The sequence below is a fragment of the uncultured Sphingopyxis sp. genome (assembly GCF_900078365.1).
Lineage (GTDB): Bacteria > Pseudomonadota > Alphaproteobacteria > Sphingomonadales > Sphingomonadaceae > Sphingopyxis.
Genome location: NZ_LT598653.1, coordinates 357,563 through 379,993, shown reverse-complemented (window position 1 = coordinate 379,993; position 22,431 = coordinate 357,563). Strand labels below are relative to the sequence as shown.

General features: G+C 67.8%; 17 protein-coding genes. 5 read left to right on the top strand and 12 right to left on the bottom strand.

The features are described 5' to 3' along the window. Position 1: 1 nt before the first annotated feature. From QZL87_RS01745 to zwf, 4 genes are all read right to left on the bottom strand, one after another. On the bottom strand, positions 2-1,558 hold the full coding sequence (locus QZL87_RS01745) for an HAD-IB family hydrolase (RefSeq protein ID WP_295323028.1): 1,557 nt from the start codon (positions 1,556-1,558) through the stop codon (positions 2-4). Between the two features lie 158 nt (positions 1,559-1,716). After that, a complete protein-coding gene (eda, locus tag QZL87_RS01740; protein WP_295323027.1) occupies positions 1,717-2,334 on the bottom strand; it encodes a bifunctional 4-hydroxy-2-oxoglutarate aldolase/2-dehydro-3-deoxy-phosphogluconate aldolase in 618 nt (205 codons plus the stop codon). A gap of 98 nt (positions 2,335-2,432) precedes the next feature. Beyond that, positions 2,433-4,274, bottom strand: a complete 1,842-nt coding sequence (gene edd / locus QZL87_RS01735; protein ID WP_295323025.1) for a phosphogluconate dehydratase — start codon at positions 4,272-4,274, stop codon at positions 2,433-2,435. A 195-nt stretch (positions 4,275-4,469) separates the two neighbouring features. Next, positions 4,470-5,873 (bottom strand): glucose-6-phosphate dehydrogenase, encoded by a 1,404-nt coding sequence (gene zwf / locus QZL87_RS01730; protein ID WP_295327115.1) that lies wholly within the window; start codon positions 5,871-5,873, stop codon positions 4,470-4,472. A gap of 268 nt (positions 5,874-6,141) precedes the next feature. Here zwf and glpD point away from each other — a divergent pair, with 268 nt between their 5' ends. Continuing rightward, positions 6,142-7,692, top strand: a complete 1,551-nt coding sequence (gene glpD / locus QZL87_RS01725) for a glycerol-3-phosphate dehydrogenase (RefSeq protein ID WP_295323022.1) — start codon at positions 6,142-6,144, stop codon at positions 7,690-7,692. Here the strand turns inward: glpD and QZL87_RS01720 are convergent. Genes QZL87_RS01720 through QZL87_RS01710 form a run of 3 tightly spaced genes read right to left on the bottom strand, consistent with a single transcriptional unit; the run spans position 7,689 to position 10,607 of the window. Beyond that, entirely contained in the window at positions 7,689-8,348 is a 660-nt protein-coding gene (locus QZL87_RS01720) for an MOSC domain-containing protein (RefSeq protein WP_295323020.1), read from the bottom strand. The genes glpD and QZL87_RS01720 overlap by 4 nt on opposite strands. A 40-nt stretch (positions 8,349-8,388) precedes the next feature. Continuing rightward, entirely contained in the window at positions 8,389-9,558 is a 1,170-nt protein-coding gene (locus QZL87_RS01715) for an MFS transporter (RefSeq protein ID WP_295323016.1), read from the bottom strand. A gap of 14 nt (positions 9,559-9,572) precedes the next feature. Next, positions 9,573-10,607 carry an aldo/keto reductase gene (locus QZL87_RS01710; protein ID WP_295323014.1) on the bottom strand — a complete coding sequence of 345 codons (1,035 nt, stop codon included), beginning with the start codon at positions 10,605-10,607 and terminating at the stop codon, positions 9,573-9,575. 86 nt (positions 10,608-10,693) lie between these two features. Between QZL87_RS01710 and QZL87_RS01705 the strand changes: the two genes are divergently transcribed. The 3 genes from QZL87_RS01705 to QZL87_RS01695 all read left to right on the top strand — a co-directional run bounded on the left by QZL87_RS01705 (position 10,694) and on the right by QZL87_RS01695 (position 13,230). Further along, positions 10,694-11,608: a LysR family transcriptional regulator gene (locus QZL87_RS01705; RefSeq protein ID WP_295323012.1), complete on the top strand. Its 915-nt coding sequence runs from the start codon at positions 10,694-10,696 to the stop codon at positions 11,606-11,608. Between the two features lie 300 nt (positions 11,609-11,908). Continuing rightward, a complete protein-coding gene (fdhD, locus tag QZL87_RS01700) occupies positions 11,909-12,715 on the top strand; it encodes a formate dehydrogenase accessory sulfurtransferase FdhD (protein ID WP_295323009.1) in 807 nt (268 codons plus the stop codon). After that, the gene (locus QZL87_RS01695) at positions 12,712-13,230 is read left to right on the top strand and encodes a molybdenum cofactor guanylyltransferase (protein ID WP_295323007.1); all 519 of its coding nucleotides are present in this window, start codon (positions 12,712-12,714) and stop codon (positions 13,228-13,230) included. The genes fdhD and QZL87_RS01695 overlap by 4 nt, the downstream gene beginning before the upstream one ends. On the opposite strand, the gene QZL87_RS01690 is transcribed toward QZL87_RS01695, so the two are convergent. After that, positions 13,227-15,497 (bottom strand): FdhF/YdeP family oxidoreductase, encoded by a 2,271-nt coding sequence (locus QZL87_RS01690; RefSeq protein ID WP_295323005.1) that lies wholly within the window; start codon positions 15,495-15,497, stop codon positions 13,227-13,229. The two genes, QZL87_RS01695 and QZL87_RS01690, sit on opposite strands and share 4 nt — an antisense overlap. A 30-nt stretch (positions 15,498-15,527) precedes the next feature. Next, positions 15,528-17,171 carry a carboxylesterase family protein gene (locus QZL87_RS01685; protein WP_295323004.1) on the bottom strand — a complete coding sequence of 548 codons (1,644 nt, stop codon included), beginning with the start codon at positions 17,169-17,171 and terminating at the stop codon, positions 15,528-15,530. Positions 17,172-17,422: 251 nt separating this feature from the next. Between QZL87_RS01685 and QZL87_RS01680 the strand changes: the two genes are divergently transcribed. Then, positions 17,423-18,715, top strand: a complete 1,293-nt coding sequence (locus tag QZL87_RS01680) for a hypothetical protein (protein ID WP_295323003.1) — start codon at positions 17,423-17,425, stop codon at positions 18,713-18,715. A gap of 133 nt (positions 18,716-18,848) precedes the next feature. Here the strand turns inward: QZL87_RS01680 and QZL87_RS01675 are convergent, their stop codons facing one another. The 3 genes from QZL87_RS01675 to QZL87_RS01665 form a co-directional block, all read right to left on the bottom strand. Beyond that, complete coding sequence (locus tag QZL87_RS01675) at positions 18,849-20,516, bottom strand: MFS transporter (RefSeq protein ID WP_295323002.1); 1,668 nt, start codon at positions 20,514-20,516, stop codon at positions 18,849-18,851. Positions 20,517-20,587: 71 nt separating this feature from the next. After that, on the bottom strand, positions 20,588-21,487 hold the full coding sequence (locus QZL87_RS01670; protein ID WP_295327112.1) for an SDR family NAD(P)-dependent oxidoreductase: 900 nt from the start codon (positions 21,485-21,487) through the stop codon (positions 20,588-20,590). A gap of 222 nt (positions 21,488-21,709) precedes the next feature. Further along, positions 21,710-22,402, bottom strand: coding sequence for a TetR/AcrR family transcriptional regulator (locus tag QZL87_RS01665; RefSeq protein WP_295323000.1), 693 nt, complete (start codon positions 22,400-22,402; stop codon positions 21,710-21,712). Between the last annotated feature and the right edge of the window lie 29 nt (positions 22,403-22,431).

The following is a 22,431-nucleotide window of genomic DNA, read 5'->3' as shown; positions in this document are numbered from 1 at the left end:
GCTAGGCTTTCCTTCCTTTTCGGGGAGTAGCCTCCTTCTCGGCGGGTCTTTTCTTCGCGGGCGCTTCCTTCACCGCCGCCTTCTTCGCCGGCTTCTCGGCTGTCACCACCGCCGCGACGCTCTCCTCCGCCTGTCCCAGCGTGCGCAGGAACATGTTGCGCACCTCGCGGACATGCGCACCCAATGTCTTGACGCTCCACTTCGACGTATCGACCGGCGGCAGCACGGTCACCCGCACCGTCGCGGGGCGCATGACGAACTCGTTCTTCGGCGCGACGTCGGTCGCATTGTGGATCACGATCGGGACGATCGGCACCCCCGCCTGCATCGCCAGGTGGAACGCGCCCTTCTTGAACGGCTCGAGCTTCGGCGTCAGGCTGCGCGTCCCCTCGGGCGCGATGCAGATCGACTTGCCTTCCTTTTGAATCGCGTCGACCAGCGGCTCCATCGCCTTGATCGCGCTCCTGCCGTCGGCGCGGTCGACGAACACGGTGCCGCCCCATTCCATCAGCTTGCCGAGGATGGGGATGTCCCTGATCTCCTTCTTACCCACTCCGCCCATGTCGCGGCGGATGAGCTTGGCGAGGATCATCACGTCCGCCTTGCTCTGGTGATTGAAGATGAAGACGCAGGGGCGCGACGACCAGAGATAGCGCTCGTCCTCGACCTCAAGCTCGACGCCGGTGATCGCCGTCGCGAAATCACCGAACAGCCCCATCGAGAAATTGACCGCCTCGCGCTGCGAGCGGGTCAGCGCCCAGATCGGCAAGCCGGCGGCGAAGGCGCCGACGAGCGAGCCGGTGGCGTAGATGGTGCGCGTATAGTCGATCCACGATGGCGTCCCGCGGCTCGCGAAACGCTGCACCGGCCAACCCCGCTCGTCGGCGATGCCCTTCAATTTCATATTGGGATTGAGCGGGCGCGGCTTGCCGACGCGTTCGAGCAGTTCGATGTCGTCGTCGCTGTCCGAGTAGAAAAAGCTTTGATCGAGATCGAGGCCATATTCGGCGGCCAGCTCCTCGGCCGCGAGCACCTTGCCCTCGCCGAAGCAGAGCGGCCGGACGATCTCGCCGGTGAAGACGCCATCCTCGATCTCATAGGCCGAACATTTGATGTCGGCGATGCCAAGGTCGCGCGCGGTCGGCTCGATCTGGTAGATCGTCGCCGACGAGATGATCGCGACGCGATGCCCCTTCGCCTGATGCGCCTCAATGATCGCGCGTGTCTCGGGATAGATTTTGCGCGCGATATGCTTCTTGTAGAGTTCCTCGCCGAACTCGACGAAGCTTTCCTCTTCGACGCCCTTCATGAATTTGGCGGCGGCGGTCATCAGGCCCGAAAAGCCGATCTGGCCGAGGCTGTGCTGCGCGAGGACGTTCGCGGTCTCGGCAATTTCCTCGACCGACATTTCGCGGCGCTGGAATTTCTCGCGCAGCATCGCGGTCGCCGAATAGCCCGAGATGATCGTTCCGTCGAAATCGAAGAGCGCGGCGATATGCGGTCCGGGTTCGGACGCGAGGACTTCTTCCAAATGCGGCTGCGGCCTTGGCACGCGCATCTCCCCACCGACGGCTATATTGCAGTTTGTCCCTGCACGATGACAGGTAAAATGGGGTTAATCAATGCGCCCAATTCGTCGCCCCTGCGAAGGCAGGGGCCGCTGGCAACCTGGTGCGAGGCCGATGGAGATCCCAGCTTTCGCTGGGATGACGATTATTATTTGAGCGCCGCCGCCTCGCGCGCCAGCGCCTCGACCCGCGCCGGATCGAGCGGACCCGTCGGGACGACCCAGCTGCCGCCCACGCAGAGCACCGGATCGAGCGCGAGCCATTCGGGTGCGGTCGCGGCGCTGATGCCGCCGGTGGGGCAGAAATTGATCCCGCCGAACGGGCCGGCGAGCGCCTTGAGCGCGGGGATGCCGCCGCTCGTCGCCGCGGGGAAGAATTTGAAGCTGTCGAGACCGATGTCGAGCCCCATCATGATGTTCGACGCATTGGCGACGCCGGGCAGGAAGGGAATGCCGCTCGCCACCGCCGCCTCGCCGAGGCTGTCGGTGAGGCCGGGCGAGACGATGAATTCGGAGCCCGCGTCGATCGCGTCCTTGAGCATCCGGGGATTGAGCACCGTCCCCGCGCCGACGACCGCGCCGGGCACCGCCTTCATCGCCCTGATCGCGTCGAGCGCGGCGGGGGTACGCATCGTCACTTCGAGCACCTTGAGCCCGCCCGCGACGAGCGCCTCGGCCATCGGCACCGCATCCTCGACGCGGTCGATGACGATCACCGGGATGACCGGCGCTAGCGCCATGATCTGTTCGATACCGCTGTCGGACATTCTATCTCACTTTCTTCGTCATCCCGGCGAAAGCCGGGATCTCACCCTATCGTTATAACGCACCATCGAGATCCCGGCCTTCGCCGGGATGACGGAAATTAAATGACGGTCTCCATCGCCGCGAGCATCGCCGACCCGCCCTTCTCGGCTTCGTCGGCGTGGTGGCGGAAAAGCGCGAAGAGTTCGCGGCCGACGCCGAGCGCCGGCGGCGGGGCGGCGGCGGGCCGGCGCGACGTCCATTCGGCTTCGTCGACGAGCGCGATCACTTCGCCCTTCACCGCGCAGACGCGAACGATGTCGCCGTCCTGAAGATAGGCGAGCGGGCCGCTCACCCCGTCGGGGCCGGGCAGGGCTTCGGGCGAGAGGTGGATGACGGCGGGCACCTTGCCGCTCGCGCCCGACATGCGGCCGTCGGTGAGCAAGGCGACGCGGAATCCCTTGTCCTGCAGCACACCGAGCGCCGGGGTCAGCTTGTGCAGTTCGGGCATGCCGTTGGCGCGCGGGCCCTGAAAGCGGACGACGACGACGACGTCGCGTTCGAGCTCGCCCGCCTTGAACGCGGTCAGCACCTGATTCTGGTCGTCGAAAATCCGGCACGGCGCCTCGATCGTCCAGCGATCCTCGGCGACCGCGCTCGTCTTGATGATCGCGCGGCCGAGATTGCCCGCGAGCAGGCGCATCCCCCCGTCGGGCGAGAAGGGCGTAGCGACCGGACGCAGCATCGTGTCATCGCGGCTCGTCGCGGGCGCGGCCTGCCAGTGAAGCTCGTCGTTCACCAGCACGGGTTCGGCGGCATAATCGGCCATCGTCCCGCCGACGGTCAGCACATCGCCGTGAAGCAGCCCGGCGCCGAGCAACTCGCGCGCAACGAAGCCGATCCCGCCCGCGGCATGGAAATGGTTCACGTCGCCCGCGCCGTTCGGATAGACGCGCGCGAGCAAAGGCACGGCGTGGCTCAGCTCGTCGAAATCCTGCCAGTCGATGACGATCCCCGCCGCGCGCGCGATCGCGGGAAGGTGGATCGCATGATTGGTCGAGCCGCCGGTGGCGAGCAGGCCGATCGCAGCGTTGACGATCGCCTTTTCGTCGATGCAGCGCGCGAGCGGGCGATAATCATCGCCGTCCCAGCCGATCTTGGCAATCCGGTGTGTCGCGGCGCGCGTCAGCTCCTGCCGCAGCTTGGTGCCGGGATTGGTGAAGGCGCTGCCGGGGACATGGAGCCCCATCAGTTCCATCATCATCTGGTTCGAGTTCGCGGTGCCGTAGAAGGTGCAGGTGCCCGCGCCGTGATAGGAGGCGGCTTCGGCCTCGAGCAGTTCGTCGCGGCTCGCCTTTCCTTCGGCATAGAGCTGGCGGACGCGCTGCTTTTCCTTGTTCGCGAGCCCCGAGGGCATCGGGCCGGCCGGCACGAGGATTTGCGGCAGATGGCCGAAGCGCAGCGCGCCGATCAGCAGGCCGGGGACGATCTTGTCGCAGATGCCGAGCAGCAGCGCGCCCTCGAACATCGCGTGGCTGAGCGCGATCGCTGTGCCCTGCGCGATATTGTCGCGGCTGAACAGCGACAGGTCCATGCCCGCCTGTCCCTGCGTCACCCCGTCGCACATGGCGGGCACGCCGCCCGCGACCTGCGCGGTGACGCCCGCCTCGCGCGCGAAGAGTTTGATCTGCTCGGGGTAGCGGCCATAGGGCTGATGCGCCGAGAGCATGTCATTATAGGCGGTGACGATGCCGATGTTCATCGCCGCGCCGGTGCGGATGGCGGGCTTGTCCTCGCCCGACGCGGCGAAGCCGTGCGCGAGATTGCCGCACGACAGGTTGCCGCGATTGGTGCCGGCGTCGCGCTGGCGCTCCATGAGATCGAGATAGGCGGCGCGGCGCGGCGCGCTGCGGGCGATGATGCGGTCGGTGACGGCGGCGATGGTGGGGTGGAGAGTGGTCATGACAATTCCAAAACCCTCTCCCCTTGGGGGAGAGGGATGCGCAGACTTGCGAGCTTGCTCGCTAGTCGAAGCTGGGTGAGGGTGTGAACGGCAGCGGCGAAAGCAACGGCGGAGACCCTCATCCAACTGCGCCTAGCGCCTGCGGCGCAAGGCTTCGTATCCTTCTCCCCCAAGGGGAGAAGGTTTGGGGCAGTCTCAATCATGCCAGCTCGCTCCGTCGCGCTCGATCAGCGCGATCGCGCTCGACGGGCCCCAGCTTCCCGCGGTGTAGGTCTGCGGCGCCATGTCGACCGCCGCCCAGGCGTCGCGGATCGAATCGATCCACTGCCATTGCGCCTCGACCTCGTCGCGGCGCACGAACAGCGTCTGGTCGCCCTCGATGAAATCGAGCAGCAGGCGTTCATAGGCGATACGGCGGCGTTCCCCGGCAAAGCTGTGCGAGAGCGAGACGTCCATCGTCACTTCCTTGAGCTTCACCCCCTCGCGGTCGAGCCCGGGCTGCTTCGCCATCACCTTGACCCGGATATTCTCCTCGGGCTGGAGGTTGATGATCATGCTGTTCGCATTCAATTTGCCCGCACCGACGCGCGCGAAGATATTGTGCGGCACCGGCTTGAACTGGATCAGCACTTCGGACTTGCGCTGCGGCATGCGCTTGCCGGTGCGCAGGTAGAAAGGCACGCCCTTCCAGCGCCAATTGTCGATGAACGCCTTCAGCGCGACGAAGGTTTCGGTGTTCGACGGATGGCCGAGCTCGTCGGCATAGCCCGCGACCGCGCCGCCATTGACCGCGCCGCTGCTATACTGGCCCTTGACGCTGTGCGCCTTCACATCCTCGGCGGTCATCTTGCGAAGCGAGCGGAGCAGCTTGACCTTCTCGTCGCGCACCGCGGTCGACGAGACGCTCGCGGGCGGCTCCATCGCGATGATCGCGAGGAGCTGGAGCATATGGTTCTGCACCATGTCCTTCAATGCGCCGACGCCGTCATAATAGGAGACGCGGCCTTCGAGGCCCACCGTTTCCGCGACGGTGATCTGGACATGGTCGATCGCCTGCGCGTTCCAAAGCGGCTCGAACAGCATGTTGGCGAAACGCAGCGCGAGGAGGTTCTGGACCGTTTCCTTGCCGAGATAATGGTCGATGCGGAAAACGCGGTCCTCGGCAAAGGCGTCGCCGACCTGCTCGTTGACGTCGCGCGACGAGGCGAGGTCGTGGCCGATCGGCTTTTCCATCGCGATGCGGCAGTCGGCGCACGCGATGTTCGCGGCCTTAAGGCCCTGCGCGATCGGGCCGAACATCGACGGCGGGGTCGAGAGATAGACGCCGATCGGGCGGCCCATGCGGTCGCCGAGCAGCGCTGCGAGCTCGTCATAGCCGGTGCCCGCGCCGGCATCGATCGCGCAATAGTCGATGCGTTCGAGAAAGCTTTCGACCCCGGCGTCCTCGATGCGGTCGGCGGGCAGATGTTCGGCGAGCGCCTCGCGCACCTGCGCCTGAAACGCCGCGCGGTCCATCTTCGAACGTCCCGACCCGATGATCGTCAGCGCGCCGGCGAGCAGGCCGTCGAGATGGAGATTGTAGAGCGAGGGAAAGAGCATGCGCTGCGCCAGGTCGCCCGTCGCGCCGAACAGCACCAATGTTTCGACTTTCACGCTCACATTCGTCCCCTTGGATAGATGCTCAGAATTGGGGGATACACGAAGCGAATGCAACGCGCATACGTAAGCCGCACCGTCTCGTCATCCCGGCGAAGGCCGGGATCTCGCCCTATCGCCATCACGCACCGGCGAGATCCCGGCCTTCGCCGGGATGACGATTTGTCCGGGCGTGATTCCTTTTCGTTCGCAACGGCGATAAGACCCCGCCATGACCGAACCGCAATCCCCCTATGATGTCATCGTCGTCGGCGGCGGGGTCAATGGCGCGGGCGTCGCGCGCGACGCCGCCGGGCGCGGCGCGCGGGTGCTGCTGCTGGAGGCGGGCGACCTTGCGCAAGGCACGTCGTCGAAATCGACCAAGCTGATCCACGGCGGGCTGCGCTATCTTGAACATTATGAATTCGGCCTGGTGCGCGAGGCGCTGAAGGAGCGCGAGCGATTGTGGGGCATCGCGCCGCATATCATCCATCCGATGCGCTTCGTCCTGCCCTATCGCGACGGGCTGCGCCCGCGCTGGCTGCTGCGGCTCGGGCTCTTCCTCTACGACCATATCGGCGGCCGCAGGAAGCTGCCCGCGACGCGGTCGGTCGATCTCACCCGCCATGCCGCGGGCGCGCCGCTGCAGCCGCAATATGCGAAGGGCTTCGAATATTCGGACGGCTGGGTCGACGATGCGCGGCTCGTGATGCTCAACGCGCGCGATGCCGCCGACCGGCGCGCGCGGGTGCGGACGCGGACGCGCGCCGACATGCTGCACTGCGAGGATGGGCTTTGGATCGTCGATGCGGTCGGCGAGCAGGGACATCATTATCGCTTCGCGGGGCGCAGCGTCGTCAACGCCGCGGGCCCCGCGGTGCTCGACCTGCTGCGGCGCGCCGATGCCGAACCCGACCACCGGATGCGCCTCGTCCGCGGCTCGCACATCGTCGTGCGCCGCCTGTTCGACCATGATTATGCCTATTTCTTCCAGCTGCCCGACGGGCGCATCTTCTTCGCCATTCCCTATGAGCGCGACTTCACGCTGATCGGTACGACCGACCAGGATCATGACGGCCCGGCGGACGAGGCGGAAGCGAGCGACGAGGAGATCGCCTATCTCTGCGAAGGCGCGAGTCTCTATTTCCGCGAGGCGGTGACGCCCGCCGACGTCGTGTGGACCTATTCGGGCGTGCGGCCCCTGGTCGAGGACGGATCGGGGCGCCCCGAAGCCGCGACGCGCGGATACCGGATCGACCTCGACATGGACGAGGGCGCGCCGTTGCTCACCATCTATGGCGGCAAGATCACGAGCTATCGCCATGTCGCCGAGGAAGCGGTCGACGCGCTCGCGGAACATGTCCCCGCGCTGGCCGGCGGGCACTGGACCGCGCGGGCGCCGCTGCCGGGCGGCGATTTTCCGGTCGAGGGCGCCGCGGCGCTCCGGGCCGAATATAAGCTCGCCTACCCCTTTCTTTCCGCCGCGACGGTCGACCGCATCGTCCGGGCCTATGGCACCGACGCGCGCCGCTGGCTGGCGGGCGCGGGCGACTGGGACGCGCTCGGCGGCGAGATCGCGCATGGCCTCAGCCTCGCCGAGCTGCGCTGGATGGCGATGCGCGAATGGGCGCGCACGACCGACGACGTCCTCTGGCGGCGCAGCAAGCTGGGGCTGCTTTTCACGGCGGCGGAAACCGGGCGACTTGCCGGCCATGTCGAGCGCGTCGCGGCCGAAGCGCGGCAGGCCGACACCGAATTTTTCGAGGACGAGCGAACGCGCTAATCGGCGCCGAACTGCTCGGCGAGCTTGGCGCGGCGGACTTTCCAGGTTTCGGCGAGGACGGGCACGTCGCGGAGCGCGCGGAGATCGGCGACGCGATCCTTCGCCTCGCCGCCGATCAGCAGGCCGAAGAGCGAGGCGAGCAGCCATTCGGGATACGGCCGGTCGACAAGCTCGAGCGCATCGCCCGCGCGCACCGTGCCGGGTTCAAGCACGCGATAATACCAACCCGACCGCCGCGTCTTCACCACATCCGCCATCACGCCCTTCGCCCCGAAACGATGGTCGAGCTTCCAGCACGGCTGGCGCGCCTGCGTCACCTCGACGAGCGCGGTGCCGAGGCGGAAGCGGTCGCCGAGGCAGACGCTGTTTTCGTCGAGGCCGGCGGTCGAGATATTCTCCCCGAACGCGCCCGGCGCATCGAGCAGCGGAACCTGGCCCAGCCGGTCGCGCCACCAGTCATAATGGTCGGCGGGATAATGGTGGATCGCCTTGTCGATGCCGCCATGGACGCTGCGGTCGGCCTGCTCATCGCCGACGAGGCCCATCGCATCGATCGCGACCGCGTCCGCGACCGGCAGCTTGCCGATCGCGCTCGGCTCGTCGCCGCGAAAGGGGCGGGCCTTGCCCGTGAGAACGGCGAGGATTTCGGTCTTCATCTCCGCGATTGCATAGGGTGCGCGGCGCAAATGGCAATCGTCATGCTTTGGCGACGAGCGGCGACGCGGCGGGACGCGCCCGCGTCGCGAGCACGATCGCGAGCCCGGCGAGCGCCATCGCCGCGCCCGCGACCGACACCGCCGGATAGCCGAGCCCGAGCCCGATCACCCCGCCCCCGACCGCGGCGCCGACGGCATTGCCGAGGTTGAAGGCGCCGATGTTGACCGCCGAGGCCAGATTAGGGGCATCGGACGCCGCCTCCATCACGCGCATCTGGAGCGGCGGGACGATCGCGAAGGTCGCGACGCCCCAGGCGAAGATGGTGATCGCGGCGGCGAGCGGCTGGAACATCGCGCCCGCGAAGACGACAAGCGTCGCGGCGAGCCCGGCGAGCGAGACGATCAATGTGCGGTCGATCGAGCGATCGGCGAAAACGCCGCCGAGCCAGTTGCCGGCGGTGAGGCCGAGGCCGTAGATCACCAGCATCGCGGTCACGAACAGGGTCCCCGCCCCCGCCGCGCCCTCCAGGATCGGCGCGATATAGGTGAAGACGGTGAACATCGCCGACGATCCGATCGCGGTCAGCGCGAGCGCGATCAGCACCTCGCGGCGCTTGAGCACACCGAGTTCGGCGAGCATGTTGCCGCCCTCGGCACGCGAAATGTCGGGAAGCGCGAAGCGCAGCGCCGCCATGGTGACCAGCCCCCAGACAGCGATCGCGCCGAACGCGGTGCGCCAGCCGAACGTCTCGCCGATCCATGGCGCCAGCGGCACGCCGATCACATTGGCGAGCGTCAGCCCCATGAACATCGCGGCGACCGCGCTCGCGCGCTTTTCGGGAGGCACGATGCTCGCCGCGACGACCGAGCCGACGCCGAAGAAGGCGCCGTGATTGAGCGAGGTGATGACCCGCGCGACCATCAGTGTCGTATAATCGCCCGCGACGGCGGACAGAAAATTGCCGAGCGTGAAGATCGCCATGAGGCCGATCAGCAGGGTACGCCGGTTCATCCGCGCGGTGGTGAGCGTCATCAGCGGCGCGCCGAGCATCACGCCGAGCGCATAGGCCGAGACGAGCAGCCCCGCGGCGGGGATCGACACGCCCAACCCCTCGGCCATGTCGGGGAGCAGCCCCATCGGGGCGAATTCGGTGATGCCGATGCCGAAGGCGCCCGTCGCGAGCGCGAGCAGCGGGAAATTGATTTTCATGGGCTTGGTTCCTGTCAGACCAGCGGCGGGTTCAGGCGCGCGAAGCCCGCCTGCTGCCGGTAGGGGGCGTGCGGATAAGGCGGCAGGACGCCGCTCGCGGCGTCGAGCGCCGCCACTTGGTCGGCGGTTAGCTCCCAGCCGACCGCGCCGAGATTCTGGCGAAGCTGTTCCTCGTTGCGCGCACCGATGATCACCGACGACACGGTCGGGCGCCGGAGCAGCCAGTTGATCGCGACCTGCGGCACGGTTTTTCCGGTTTCGGCCGCGACGACTTCGAGCGCGTCGATCACCCGGTAGAGCAGCTCTTCGGCGACCGGCGGCGCGAACTGCTCGGTTTCATGGAGGCGGCTGCCCGCCGGAATCGGGCGCCCGCGCCCGATCTTGCCGGTGAGACGTCCCCAGCCGAGCGGGCTCCAGACGAGCGCGCCGATCCCCTGGTCGGCGGCGAGCGGCATCAGGTCGGCTTCATAGGCGCGGCCGATCAGCGAATAATAGACCTGATGCGCGACGAAGCGCGGCGCGCCGAGCCGGTCGGCGGCGGCCTGCGCCTTCATCAGCTGCCAGCCGGGATAGTTGGAGACGCCGGCGTAGCGCAGCTTGCCGGCGGCGATCAGCGTGGCAAGCGTGTCCATCAGCTCGTCGACCGGGGTCGAGGCGTCGAAGGCGTGGAGCTGGAGCAGGTCGATATGGTCGGTGCCGAGCCGGCGGAGCGCATCCTCGACCGCGCCGATCAGGCGGCTGCGCGAGGCGCCCCAGTCCTGCGGCCCGTCGCCCATCGGCAGCCCGGTCTTCGTCGAGATCAGCACCATGTCGCGGCGGCCCTTGATCGCCGCGCCCAAAATCTCCTCCGACGCGCCGTTCGAATAGACGTCGGCGGTGTCGAACAGGGTCACCCCGGCGTCGAGGCTGATGTCGATCAGACGCCGCGCCTCGGCCGCGTCGCTCGCGCCCCACGCGCTGAACAACGGCCCCTGGCCGCCGAAAGTCCCCGTTCCGAAGCTCAAGGCGGGAACGCGAAGTCCCGACGATCCCAGCTGACGATATTCCATGATCTACCCTTTCGGTTGCGTTGAACGCATAGATGGACTCGCGGCCTTGGCCGGAGTAGCGCCAGCGCAGGCGAAGGATTTTTGAAATGAACGCAAAGATGGATGGCGGCGGCGACCGTGCGCGATCGATGGAAGTGTTTGCCGCGACCATTGCGGAGGGCAGTTTTTCGGCGGCCGGCCGCTGCCTCGGGCTCACCCCCTCGGCGGTGAGCCGCACGATCGACCGGATCGAGGCGCGGCTCGGTGTGCGGCTGCTGCTCCGCTCGACCCGCGCGCTGACGCTGACCGCCGAGGGCGAGGCCTATCTGCGCGCCGCGCGGCGCATCCTCGCCGATTTGGGCGATGCCGAACAGGCGATCGCCGATCAGGGCGCGCCGCGCGGGCGGCTGCGCGTCAGCGCGGCGCAGGCGCACGGGCGGCTGACCATCGTGCCGCTGCTCGGCGAGTTCGTGACGCTCTATCCGCACATCCTCGTCGACATCAGCCTTGCCGACCGGCTGGTCGATGTTGCGGCGGGACAGGCGGATGTCGCGATCCGCTTCGGCCCGCTCGCCGACAGTCCGCTCACCGCGCGCAAACTCGGCGAGAGCCGCCGCGTCATCGTCGCCTCCCCCGCCTATCTGGCGGCACACGGCACGCCGCGCGTGCCCGAGGAACTGCACGACCACAACTGCCTGAACTTCAACTTCCGCCGTGCCGAGCCGGTGTGGCCGTTCCGCGACAGGGAGCGCGACTATGCGCTGTCGGTGCGGGGCAATATCGAGGCGAATAACGGCGAGACGCTGGGGCAGCTCGCCGCCGCGGGGGTCGGCATCGCGCGCGTCGGCGCGTTCAGCATCGCCAACCAGATCGCCAGCGGCGCGCTCGTCCCGATTCTCGAAGAATATAATCCCGGCGATATCGAGATGATCCACGCGGTGTTCGCAGGCGGCGCGAATACCCCGGCGCGGGTGCGCGTCTTCGTCGATTTCCTCGCCGAGCGGCTGGGGCGCGGCGGTTGAGAGCGGCGGCTTGGCTTCGCGGCGGAGGGGTGAGAGACGGGAATGACGGCGAATGGCCGGGAGCGGCCATAGCTGAAAAGCAAGCCCCTCCCCTTCAGGGGAGGGGTTGGGGTGGGGGCCATCGGCCTTGCGCAAGGCCGGTGGCCCCCACCCGCTGCGTCTAGGCAGCAAGCTGCCAAGTCTCGCTGCCCTCCCCTGAAGGGGAGGGCATGATTTGGATCAACCTCCGTTCCCTACCCCAAAGCCGCCACGCCGGAATGCGCCGGGTTGAGGAAAATCCAGCCGATGGGCTATCATGCCATGATGACTAACGACATGATCGACCTTCCCGTCCGCCGTCTCGGCCTCGCCGAGCCCGGCGATGCGGCGCTGTTCCGCAGCATCGCGGTCGAAGCGCCGGTCTCGGTCGAGGTCGGCGGCATCGGCTATGCGGTGATGATGGCGACGCCGGCGGACCTCGACGATTATGCGGTCGGCTTCGCGCTCGGCGAAGGGCTCGTCGAAACGCCGGAGCAGATCGGCCGCATCGACGCCCACGCCATTGAGGGCGGCTGGGCGCTGCGCATCTGGCTGCCGCCCGAACGCAACCGGATCGCGCTCGAACGCGCGCGCAAACGGGTGAGCGAGAGCAGCTGCGGCCTTTGCGGGATCGAGAATATCGAGGAGGTGCTGCGCCCCCTGCCCGCCGTCACCGCGCGGATCAAAACCGGCCGCCGCGCCATAGCGGCGGCGCTGGCGGCGCTCGGCGATCACCAGCCGCTCGGGCGGGCGACGGGCGCGGTGCATGCCGCGGCTTTCTGTGCGCCCGATGGCGCGATCCGGCTCGTGCGCGAGGATGTCGGGCGGCACAATGCGCTCGACAAGCTGGTGGGCGCGATGGCGCGCGCGGGCATCGACCCGGCGACCGGTTTCATCCTGCTGTCGGCGCGGTGCAGCTATGAGCTCGTCGAAAAGACGGTGCGCGCGGGCTGTCCGATGCTCGTCACCATCTCGGCGCCGACGAGCCTCGCCGCCGAGCGCGCAGCCGCGGCGGGGCTGACGCTCGTCGCGCTGGCGCGGACCGACGCGGCACTGATCGTCGGCGACCCGCACGGGATGATCGCGTGAAGACGCTCGGCGCGGTGCTCGCGGGCGGGCGCTCGCACCGCTTCGGGTCGGACAAGGCGCTGGCGATGCTCGATGGCCGGACCTTGCTGGATCATGCGCAGGACGCGCTCGCGCCGCACTGCGACGCGCTCGTCATCGTCGGCCGCGATGGCGGCATTGCCGACTGGCCGCGCCCCGGCATGGGGCCGCTCGGCGGTATCGCGGGCGCGCTGGAGCATGCGGCGACGCGCGGCTTCGACCAGTTGCTGACGGCGCCGGTCGATTGCGTTCGCCTGCCGGGCGACCTGCGTGCGCTGCTGGCCCGGCCGCCCGCCTTTCTCGCCAGCCAGCCGGTGATCGGACTGTGGCCCGTCGCGGCGCTCAGCGAACTCCGGGCGATATTGGAGGCGGACGGCGACCTTGCGGTCCGCGCCTTTGCGCGGCGGATCGGCGCGCGCGCCGTGACGAGCGATTTCGTGCCGCCCAACGTCAACAGTGCCGCCGACCTCGATAGGTTGGCGGACGGAGCGAGTTAGCGCATCGCGACGACGCGCACCGGGATCGACTTCGCCGCGGGGCAGCCGCTGGTCCGGTCGTAGAAGGCGAGCGGAAGCAGCGGGTTGAGCTCGGGATAATAGCCCGCGACCGAACCGCGCGACATCGGATAGTCGAGGATCGTGAGCCCGTCGACACGGCGCGCGATGCCGTCGGCGCCGATCGTTTCGAGCGCGACCTTAGCGCCCGCGGCGAAGCCGCGGTCGGCGATGTCGTCAGCGTTCATGAACAGGATCATCCGGTCGTTATACACGCCGCGATAGCGGTCGCTGTAGCTGTAGATGGTCGTGTTGAACTGGTCGTGCGAACGGACGGTAGCGAGCCGCAGCATATCGGGATCGTCGACCGGCGCGTTGACCGCAAGCCCCGGCAGCACGAGGAAATTCGCCTTGCCGTTCGGGGTCGCCCACGCGCGGCGGCGCGGCGGGATGTCGAGATGGAAGCCGAGCGGCGCCTCGATGCGTTCCGAAAAGCCTTCGTAGAGCGCGGGATAGACTTGCGCGATCTTGTCGCGGATCAGGCCATAATCGTCGATATAGCTCGCCCAGCCGATTTTGCTCTCGGGCAGCGTCGCCATTGCCATCCGGCAGACGATCTCGGTTTCGGGGAGCAGATGTTCGCTCGCGGGGTCGAGCACGCCGCGCGAGGCGGTGACGTTCGACATCGAATCCTCGATCGTGACGAACTGCTCGCCCGCCGCGGTCTCGATGCGTTCGGAGCGTGCGACGACGGGCAGGATCAGCGCATCCTTGCCATGGACGAGGTGACCGCGGTTGAGCTTGGTCGCGATGCCGACGGTGAGGTTCAGCTTTCGCATCGCGGCATAGGCACGGGTCGTATCGGGGACGGCGCGGACGAAATTGCCGCCGAGGCCGATGAAGACCTTGGCGGTGCCCGCCAGCATCGCCTCGACCGATTCGACCGTGTGGTGACCATGCGCGCGCGGCGGGTCGAAGCCGAAGACGTCGCGGACGCGGTCGAGATAGGCCTGGGCTGGCTTCTCGTCGATCCCGACGGTGCGATCGCCCTGGACGTTCGAATGGCCGCGGATCGGCGAGATGCCCGCACCGGGCTTGCCGAAATTGCCCTTGAGGAGGAGCAGGTTCGCAATCTGCTGGACGAGTTGCGACCCCTGCTGATGCTGGGTCACCCCCATGCCGTAGCAGATGATCGTCGCGTTCGAGCGGATGTAGATTTCGGCGCAGCGGCGAATCTGCGCCTCGTCGATCCCGGCGGCGGCGGCGAGGTCGGGCCAGTGCTGCGCCTCGATGTCGGCCTTCAGCGCCGCAAAACCCTCGGTGTGCTCGGCGATGAAAGCGTGGTCGAGCACCGGCTCGCCCGCCGCCTCGCGCTCGAACAGGGTCTTCATCATGCCCTTGAGGAGCGCAAGGTCGCCGCCGACCTTGATATGCACGAACTCGCTGCTGATCGCTGTCGAGCCGAAGGTCGCCATCTGCATGATGTCCTGCGGCTCGGTGAACTTGATCAGCGCGCGTTCGGGCATCGGGTTGACCGCGACGATCGGCACCCCGCGCTTCCGCGCCTCGACGAGCGGAGTCATCATCCGCGGCGCATTGGTCCCGGCGTTGTGGCCGATCAGGAAGATCGCCTCTGCATGTTCGAAATCGTCGAGGATCACCGTGCCCTTGCCGACCCCGATCGACGGCGGAAGCCCGCGGCTCGTCGGTTCGTGGCACATGTTCGAACAGTCGGGGAAATTATTGGTGCCATATTCGCGCACGAAGATCGAATAGAGAAAAGCCGTCTCGTTCGCCGTGCGGCCCGAAGTGTAGAATTCGGCCTGATCGGGGCTTTCGAGCGCACGGAGGTGACTGCCGATCAGCGCGAAAGCGTCGTCCCAGCTGACCGGCACATAATGGTCGGTCGCGGCGTCGTAGCGCATCGGCTCGGTCAGCCGCCCCTGCATTTCGAGCCAATAGTCCGACTGTTCCATCAGCTCGGTCACGCTGTGCTGCGCGAAGAAGTCACGCGTGACGCGGAACTTCGTCGCTTCGTGCGCGAGCGCCTTTGCGCCGTTTTCACAAAATTCGAGCTTCTTGGTGCAGGTCGCGTCGGGGAAGGCGCAGCTCGGGCATTTGAAGCCGCCGGGCTGGTTCATCGACAGCAGCGCGCGCGACCCTTTGGTGACGACGCTCTGCTCCATCAGCACCTTCGCGGTCGCCGCCGCCGCGCCCCAGCCGCCGGCGGGGCTGTCATAGGTCCTGTAGCGGGGTTTCTGCTCGGCCATCGTCTCCCGAATAAAGCACAGCGGCCGATGTTAATCCACGGATCTTTGGCGTGGAACGGGACTCCCGTTGGTGAACCATTGCTCGCCCGCACCGCGACGGCGCTGCATGATTTCCTCCTGAAATTCGAACATGCCGGGCAGCATATCGCGCTCCGCCACGGGGCGGGCGCCGAAGCGCATGAAATTTTCCGCTTCGCCATAGGCGGGCCATTCCGGCGCTCCGTCGGCCGCGGGGACGCCGTGCGCGGCGAACGCCGTCCAATAGGCGATCATCCGCCGCGCCAGCGCGCGATCCGCTTCGCCCGCCGGCATCGGCCAGTTGGCGAGGCCCCCGAGCGGACCTCCCGCAACCCCGAAAGCGAAGGGCAGCTCGCTGGCGTGGAAGGCGCAAAGGCCCCGCGCCCGCGCCGCGGCGTAGCAATGATCGAAAAGATAGAGATAGGCGGGCTGCCCGGCGCGCGCCTGCCCGCGCACGAGCCGCTCGGTCGCCCAGCCATAGACGGCGTCGCGCGTCGCCGCGAGCAGGCTCTCCTCGCGGTCCGACGCCGGGTAGAGCCGCAGGAAGGCGGGCGCGAGGTCGCCGTAGCGCCGCGCGGCCTCGGCCTCATAGGTCGCGGCGTCGGCCGGCGCGGGGGAGACCAGCGCGCGCTGGCTGCGCACCTCGCCGCTGTTGAAGCCTGCGAGCACCGGGACTTTCACCTGTTCGCCGCGGTCGAAAATATCGACCAGCTGGCCGGGCACGACCGCCCCGTCGACCACCGGCTGCGCGATGAAGCGCACGCGCCGCCCGGCGGCGGCGAGCGCCTGCGGATCGGCGCGCCGGAGCGCCGCGAGGTCGGCGGCGCCCGCGCTGTCGGCGAGCGCGCTTCCGGTCGCCTCGGCCGATGGCAGGCCGAAAGCCGCGTCGCGGAGATGCGGCACGGCGCGCATGTTGGTGCTCTGGACGATCGCTTTCGCGAACAGCCCCTTCGCGCGCGGGCTGGCGAGCAGATAGGTGATGCTGAGCGCGCCGGCCGATTCGCCCATCACCGTGACATTCGCCGGATCGCCGCCGAAAGCGCCGATATTGCGCCGCACCCATGTCAGCGCCGCGATCTGGTCGAGCAGGCCGTAATTGCCCGACACGCCGCCGGGCGATTCGGCGCTGAGCGCCGGATGCGCGAGCCAGCCGAGGACGCCGAGCCGGTAGTTGATCGACACGAAGACGATGCCGCGCTTCGCAAATTCACGCCCGTCGTACATCGGGCCGGCGCTCGATCCATATTGCAGCGCGCCGCCGTGGATCCAGACGATCACCGGCGCGCCCTCGGCGCGTTCGGGCGCCCAGATGTTGAGCGTCAGGCAATCCTCGCGCATCGGGCGCGGCGGCTCGAAATAGACGCTGGCGGCGGGATAGGAGGGCTGGACGCAGTCGGGACCGAAGGCGCGGGCGTCGCGAATGCCCGCCCACTTCGCCGGGGGTGCGGGCGGGCGCCAGCGGCGTTCGCCGACCGGCGGCGCGGCGTAGGGAATGCCTCGGAAGACGCGCAGCCCATCCTCCCACGCGCCCGCGACGCGGCCCTCGGCGATCGTCGCTGTCGGCGCTTCGGCGGCGAAGACAGGACCGCCCACTGCGACCGCGAGCAGGAAAAGGGCGGCGACGAATAGCTGGCCGGACGCCGCGATGTCCTTCATATATCCTCCCCTTCCCTTCCGTTTGACTTTGAAAGGTCCGACGACCCTCCTCGTCACCCCGGACTTGATCCGGGGTCCCGCTCAGCGACGGTGAGAAGCGGGACCCCGGATCAAGTCCGGGGTGACGAAGAAAGAAAAATCACGTCTTGCTTTTCAAACTGCGCCACCAATTCCCTTCGGCGATGCTTGCCATCGTCCCGTACCAGACTTACGCTCACACGTGAGTTAATATCAAGCGCGGGAGAGGCGAGATGACGAGACCCACGCGGCGCGGCTTTCTGGCCGGGGCGACGGCGCTGCCGCTCGCGGGCACGGCGAACGCGCGAGGAGCGGCCACTGCGCCGGACACGGTCGCCGCCGATCTTTCGGCCTATATCGGCTTCGGCAACAAGCGGTCGGGCGGCGCGGGCGACACGGCGTGCGGCGGTTGGCTGGCCGCCGAGCTCGAACGCGCGGGCTTCGCGGTCGAAAAGCTGCCGATCAGCGTCCCGTGGTTCGAGGGAGAAGGCTGCGAGATCGTCGCGGGCGCAGCGCGCGCGCCGCTGCATCCGCAGCCGATCGTCACCCCGACGCCCAGCGAAGGCGCGACCGGGCCGCTCGTCCGCGTCGATGCGCAGGGCAAGGCGGACGCGCCGCTCGCGGGCGCGATCGCGCTCGTCGACCTGCCCTATGGCCGCTGGTCGTCGGCGCTCGCCAAGCCGGTCCGCGCGCCGGTCGATGCCGCCTTCGCGGGCGGCGCAAAGGCGGCGGTGATCGTCACCAACGGCCCCACCGGACAGGTGATCGCGCTCAACGCCGACGGCCGCGCGCCGATGTTCGCGGGCCCCGTCGGCTTGCTCGCGCCCGCCGAAGCGGCGCCCTTCCTCGATGCCGCGATGCGGCGCGAGGCGGCGCGCGTGACGCTGGCGGGCCGCGGCGGGCGCCGCGCGGCGTTCAACCTGATCGGACGGCTCGACCGCGGCAAGGGCCGGTGGATCACCGTGTCGACGCCGCGGTCGGGCTGGTTCGGCTGCGCAGGCGAGCGCGGCGGCGGCATCGCCGCCTGGCTCGAACTGGCGCGCGCGGCGCCCGAACTGCTGCCCGATCACGACCTCTTCTTCCTGTGCAACAGCGGCCATGAATATGAAAATCTGGGCGCCGAGGAGGCGCTCAAGGCCGCCGCGCCCAAACCCGCCGAGACGCATTTCTGGCTCCACCTCGGCGCCAATGTCGCGGCGCGCGACTGGCACGAGGGCCTGTTCGGGCTCGCCCCGCTCGCCGGCAGCGATTCGCAGCGTTACCTGGTCGTCAGCCCGCCGCTGCTGCCCGCCGCGCGGCGGCTGTTCGCCGGGCTGGCGGGTCTCGAATCGCCCTATCCGAGCGACCGCTTGTCGGCGGGCGAACTCACTGCGATCATCGCCGCGGGCTATCCGTCGGTCGCCGGGGTCTTCGGGCTCCACCGCTTTCACCATGTCGCGGGCGACGATGCGCGCTGCGTCGACGCCGCGGCGGTGGCGGCGGCGACGGCGGCGTTCAGGCAATTGCTCGTCACCGCCGCCGCGTAGAGTTTGCCCATTCTTACCTGAGCGTCATCCCGGCGAAGGCCGGGATCTCGCCGGTGCGTCAGGCCGAGGCGATAAGATCCCGGCCTTCGCCGGGATGACGAGCCAAGGAAGGCGGTATTTCGGTCCAGCCCGGTCAGGCCTCGATGTCGCGCTTGTAGGTTTCGGGCAGGAAGAGGATGCCCACGACCGCGGTGACCGCCGCGATCGCGACCGCATACCACAGCCCCTGATAGATATTGCCCGTCGCCGCGACCATCGCGAAGCCGATCGTCGGCATGAAGCCGCCGATCCAGCCGTTGCCGATATGATAGGGCAAGGACAGCGAGCTGTAGCGGATGCGCGCCGGGAACAGCTCGACCAGCAAGGCCGCGAGCGGGCCGTAGACCATCGTCGCGAGCAAGCCGAAGATACAGAGGATGCCGATGACCTTGACCTTGTCCACCTGCGCCGGATCGGCCTCGCCCGGATAGCCCGCGGCGTCGAGCGCCGCCTTCGCCTCAGCGCCGAAGGACGCGACCGCCGCGGCGCGCGCGTCCTTGTCCAGCCCCGCGGGATCGGGAACCGCGACGACCCGGTCGCCGACCCGCACCGACGCGACCGTGCCGGCGGGCGCGGCGACATTCGCATAGTTGATGCCATTCTTCGCCAGATAGGATTTGGCGATGTCGCAGCTCGTTTCATCGAAGCTGTTCTTGCCGATCGGGTCGAACTGGAACGAACATTCGCCGCCATCGACGACGACCGCGACCGGCGCGCGCTCGATCGCCGCCGCCATCGCCGGGTTCGCCGCAACGACGAGCGCCTTGTAGAGCGGAAAATAGGCGAAGACCGCGATGACGCAGGCGGTCATCATGATCGGCTTGCGCCCGATCTTGTCGCTGAGCCAGCCGAAGAAGACGAAGCTCGGGATGATGATCGTCAGCGCGGCGGCGACGAGGAAATTGGCGGTCGCGCCGTCGACCCGCGCGATCCGTTCGAGATAGAAGAGCGGGTAGAGATGCGCGGCGAAGCCGATCACCGCCTGCCCCGCGACCGCGCCGAACAGCGCGATCAGCACGATCTTGAGGTTGCGCCATTCGCCGAAAGCCTCCTTGAGCGGCGCCTTCGAGGTTTCGCCCGCCGCCTTCATACGCTGAAAGACCGGGCTCTCCTCGAGCTGGAGGCGGATCCACAGTGCGACCGACAGGAGCAGGATCGAGAAGATGAAGGGCAGGCGCCAGCCCCATTCGTCGAAGCTGTCGGCATCCATGAAGAGGCGCAGCGACACGACGAAGGTCGAGGCGAGGATGAGCCCGATCATCGCGGTGGTCTGGATGAAGCTGGTATAGAAGCCGCGCTTTCCGGGCGGTGCATGTTCGGCGATATAGACCGCCGCGCCGCCATATTCGCCGCCGATCGCCAGCCCTTGGAGCAGCCGCAGGATCATCAGGATGATCGGCGCCGCAACCCCGATCGTGTCGTAACCCGGCAGGAAACCGACCGCGAAGGTCGACAGCCCCATGATCGCCATGGTGACGAGGAAGGTGTTCTTGCGCCCGACGATGTCGCCGACCCGCCCGAAGACGAGCGCGCCGAACGGCCGCACCGCGAAACCCGCGGCAAAGGCCATCAACGCGAGGATGAAGCCCGTCGTCTCGTTCACGCCCGAGAAGAAATGATGCGACAGGGCGCTGGCGAGCAGCCCGTAGAGGTAGAAATCATACCATTCGAAAACCGTCCCCAGCGACGACGCGCCGATGACGAGCTTTTCGTTCTGTTTCTTGTCCCCGCCGGCCGGCAAGGCTTCCGCGTCGGTAGCCATCTTCCTTCTCCCATCTTGCCCGGCAGCGGCGGCGGACTCTCTGGCCCGTCCGCGCGCACCCCCGGGGAATTTCAGCGCGCGGCCGCCATCGTCGGCGCGGTGAAGCCCGCGCTTGCCAGCTCGCGTTCGGCCTGCGTGAAGCCGTAAGCCGGAACGATTTCGCCGCCGCGATCCACGACGCGGTCCCATTCGGCGGCGACGCGCTGCGCCGCCCCTTCGCCCTGCCCCACGTAGATGCCGCCGGTCAGCGTCACATGCGCTGCCGCGAAATGCCCCGCCCCGGCGCAAAGGATCGCGCGCGTCGGCGCATCTTCGCCCACCAGCGCGAGCAGGCCGGGGCTCACCGCTTCGGGCGCGAGCCGGGCCAGCGCGTCGGGTGCGAGCACGCCGTCGGTCATCGCCGTCGCCGCGGTCGGCGCGAGGCAGTTGACGCGGACATCATATTTCTCGCCCTCGATCGCCAGCGTCTGCATCAGCCCGACGAGCGCCATCTTCGCCGCGCCGTAATTGGCCTGCCCGAAATTGCCGTAGAGGCCCGACGAGGAAGTCGTCATCACGATGCGGCCGTAGCGCTGTTCGCGCATGATCTCCCACACCGCCTTGATACAGTGCACGCTGCCCATCAGGTGCACGTCGAGCACTTGCCGGAAATCTTCCAGGCTCATCTTGGAAAAGCTCTTGTCCCGCAGGATGCCGGCGTTGTTGATCAATATATCGACGCCGCCCCACGCCATCGTCGCGGCATGGACCATCGCCGCGACCTCGGCCTCGTCGGTCACCGACGCGGCGGCGGCCATCGCGAGGCCGCCGGCTTCGGCGATCTCCGCCGCGACGCGTTCGGCGGCGTCGCCGTCGCGATCGTTGACCACGACGCGCGCGCCATGCCGCGCGAGCAACAGCGCATGCGACCGGCCGAGCCCGCCGCCGGCGCCCGTCACGATCGCCACCCTGTCCTTGAGTTCGTCCATCATTCCGCTTTCCTCATTATCATAACTCACTTGTGAGTGAATATATTTCATCTCGCAGTCGGGCCGATGTGCCCCCGCCGCCAAGCCCTTTATGGCTTGGGTAGCCCGAAACTGCCTTTCTTTCCCGTCATCCCGGCGAAGGCCGGGATCTCACCGTCTCGGTCTGAGGCACCGGCGAGATCCCGGTCTTCGCCGGGATGACGGACCGAGGGGGAAGGATCACGCCTAGCCCCTGTCCTGCTTGCGCTGGTCGCAGATTTCGCGGAAGCCCGCGGCCATGAAGCGCGCCATGCGCGTCTTGACCGCTTCATAATCGTCCGAGTGGCAGAGGCCGTGCGACAATTTGTCGATGCGCCCGGTGCGCGCGAGCGTCAGCATCAGCGCGCCGGTGACGAAATGATAGCCCCAGAAAATATCTTCCTCGGCCGCGTCGGGCAGCGCCTTTTTCAATATCTCGATCAGGCGGAGCACGACGGGGTCGAAATATTTGTCCATGAATTCGGCGCCCTCTGGGCTGTTCGACGCCTGCGCGCCGAATGCGCCGTAATTCTTCCAGCCTTCGCCGCCCTGGATATAGAGATCGAGGTCGGTGTCGAGGAAGGCGTGGAGCGCGCCTTCGACCGTCGGCTTGCCGCCCGCCGCGCGGTCGTAATCGTCGAGCGCCTGCATCCGTTTGTCGATCGTCACCACGGCGCGCCGCGCGAACACCGCGTCGAACAGCCTCCTTTTGTCGTCGAAATAATAGTTGAGCAAAGTGTGGTGGACCCCGACCTGTTTCGCGACATCCTTCAGCGTCACGCCGTGAAAGCCGTGCTTCGAAAACAGGAGTTCGGCGGTGTCGAGGATCTGCTCCATCATTTCGGCGCGCTGTTCCGCCTTCGACGGGCGCTTCACCGCACTCTTTGCCTTCGACGCCAAATTCCTGTCCTTCCGCACTTCATCCGCAC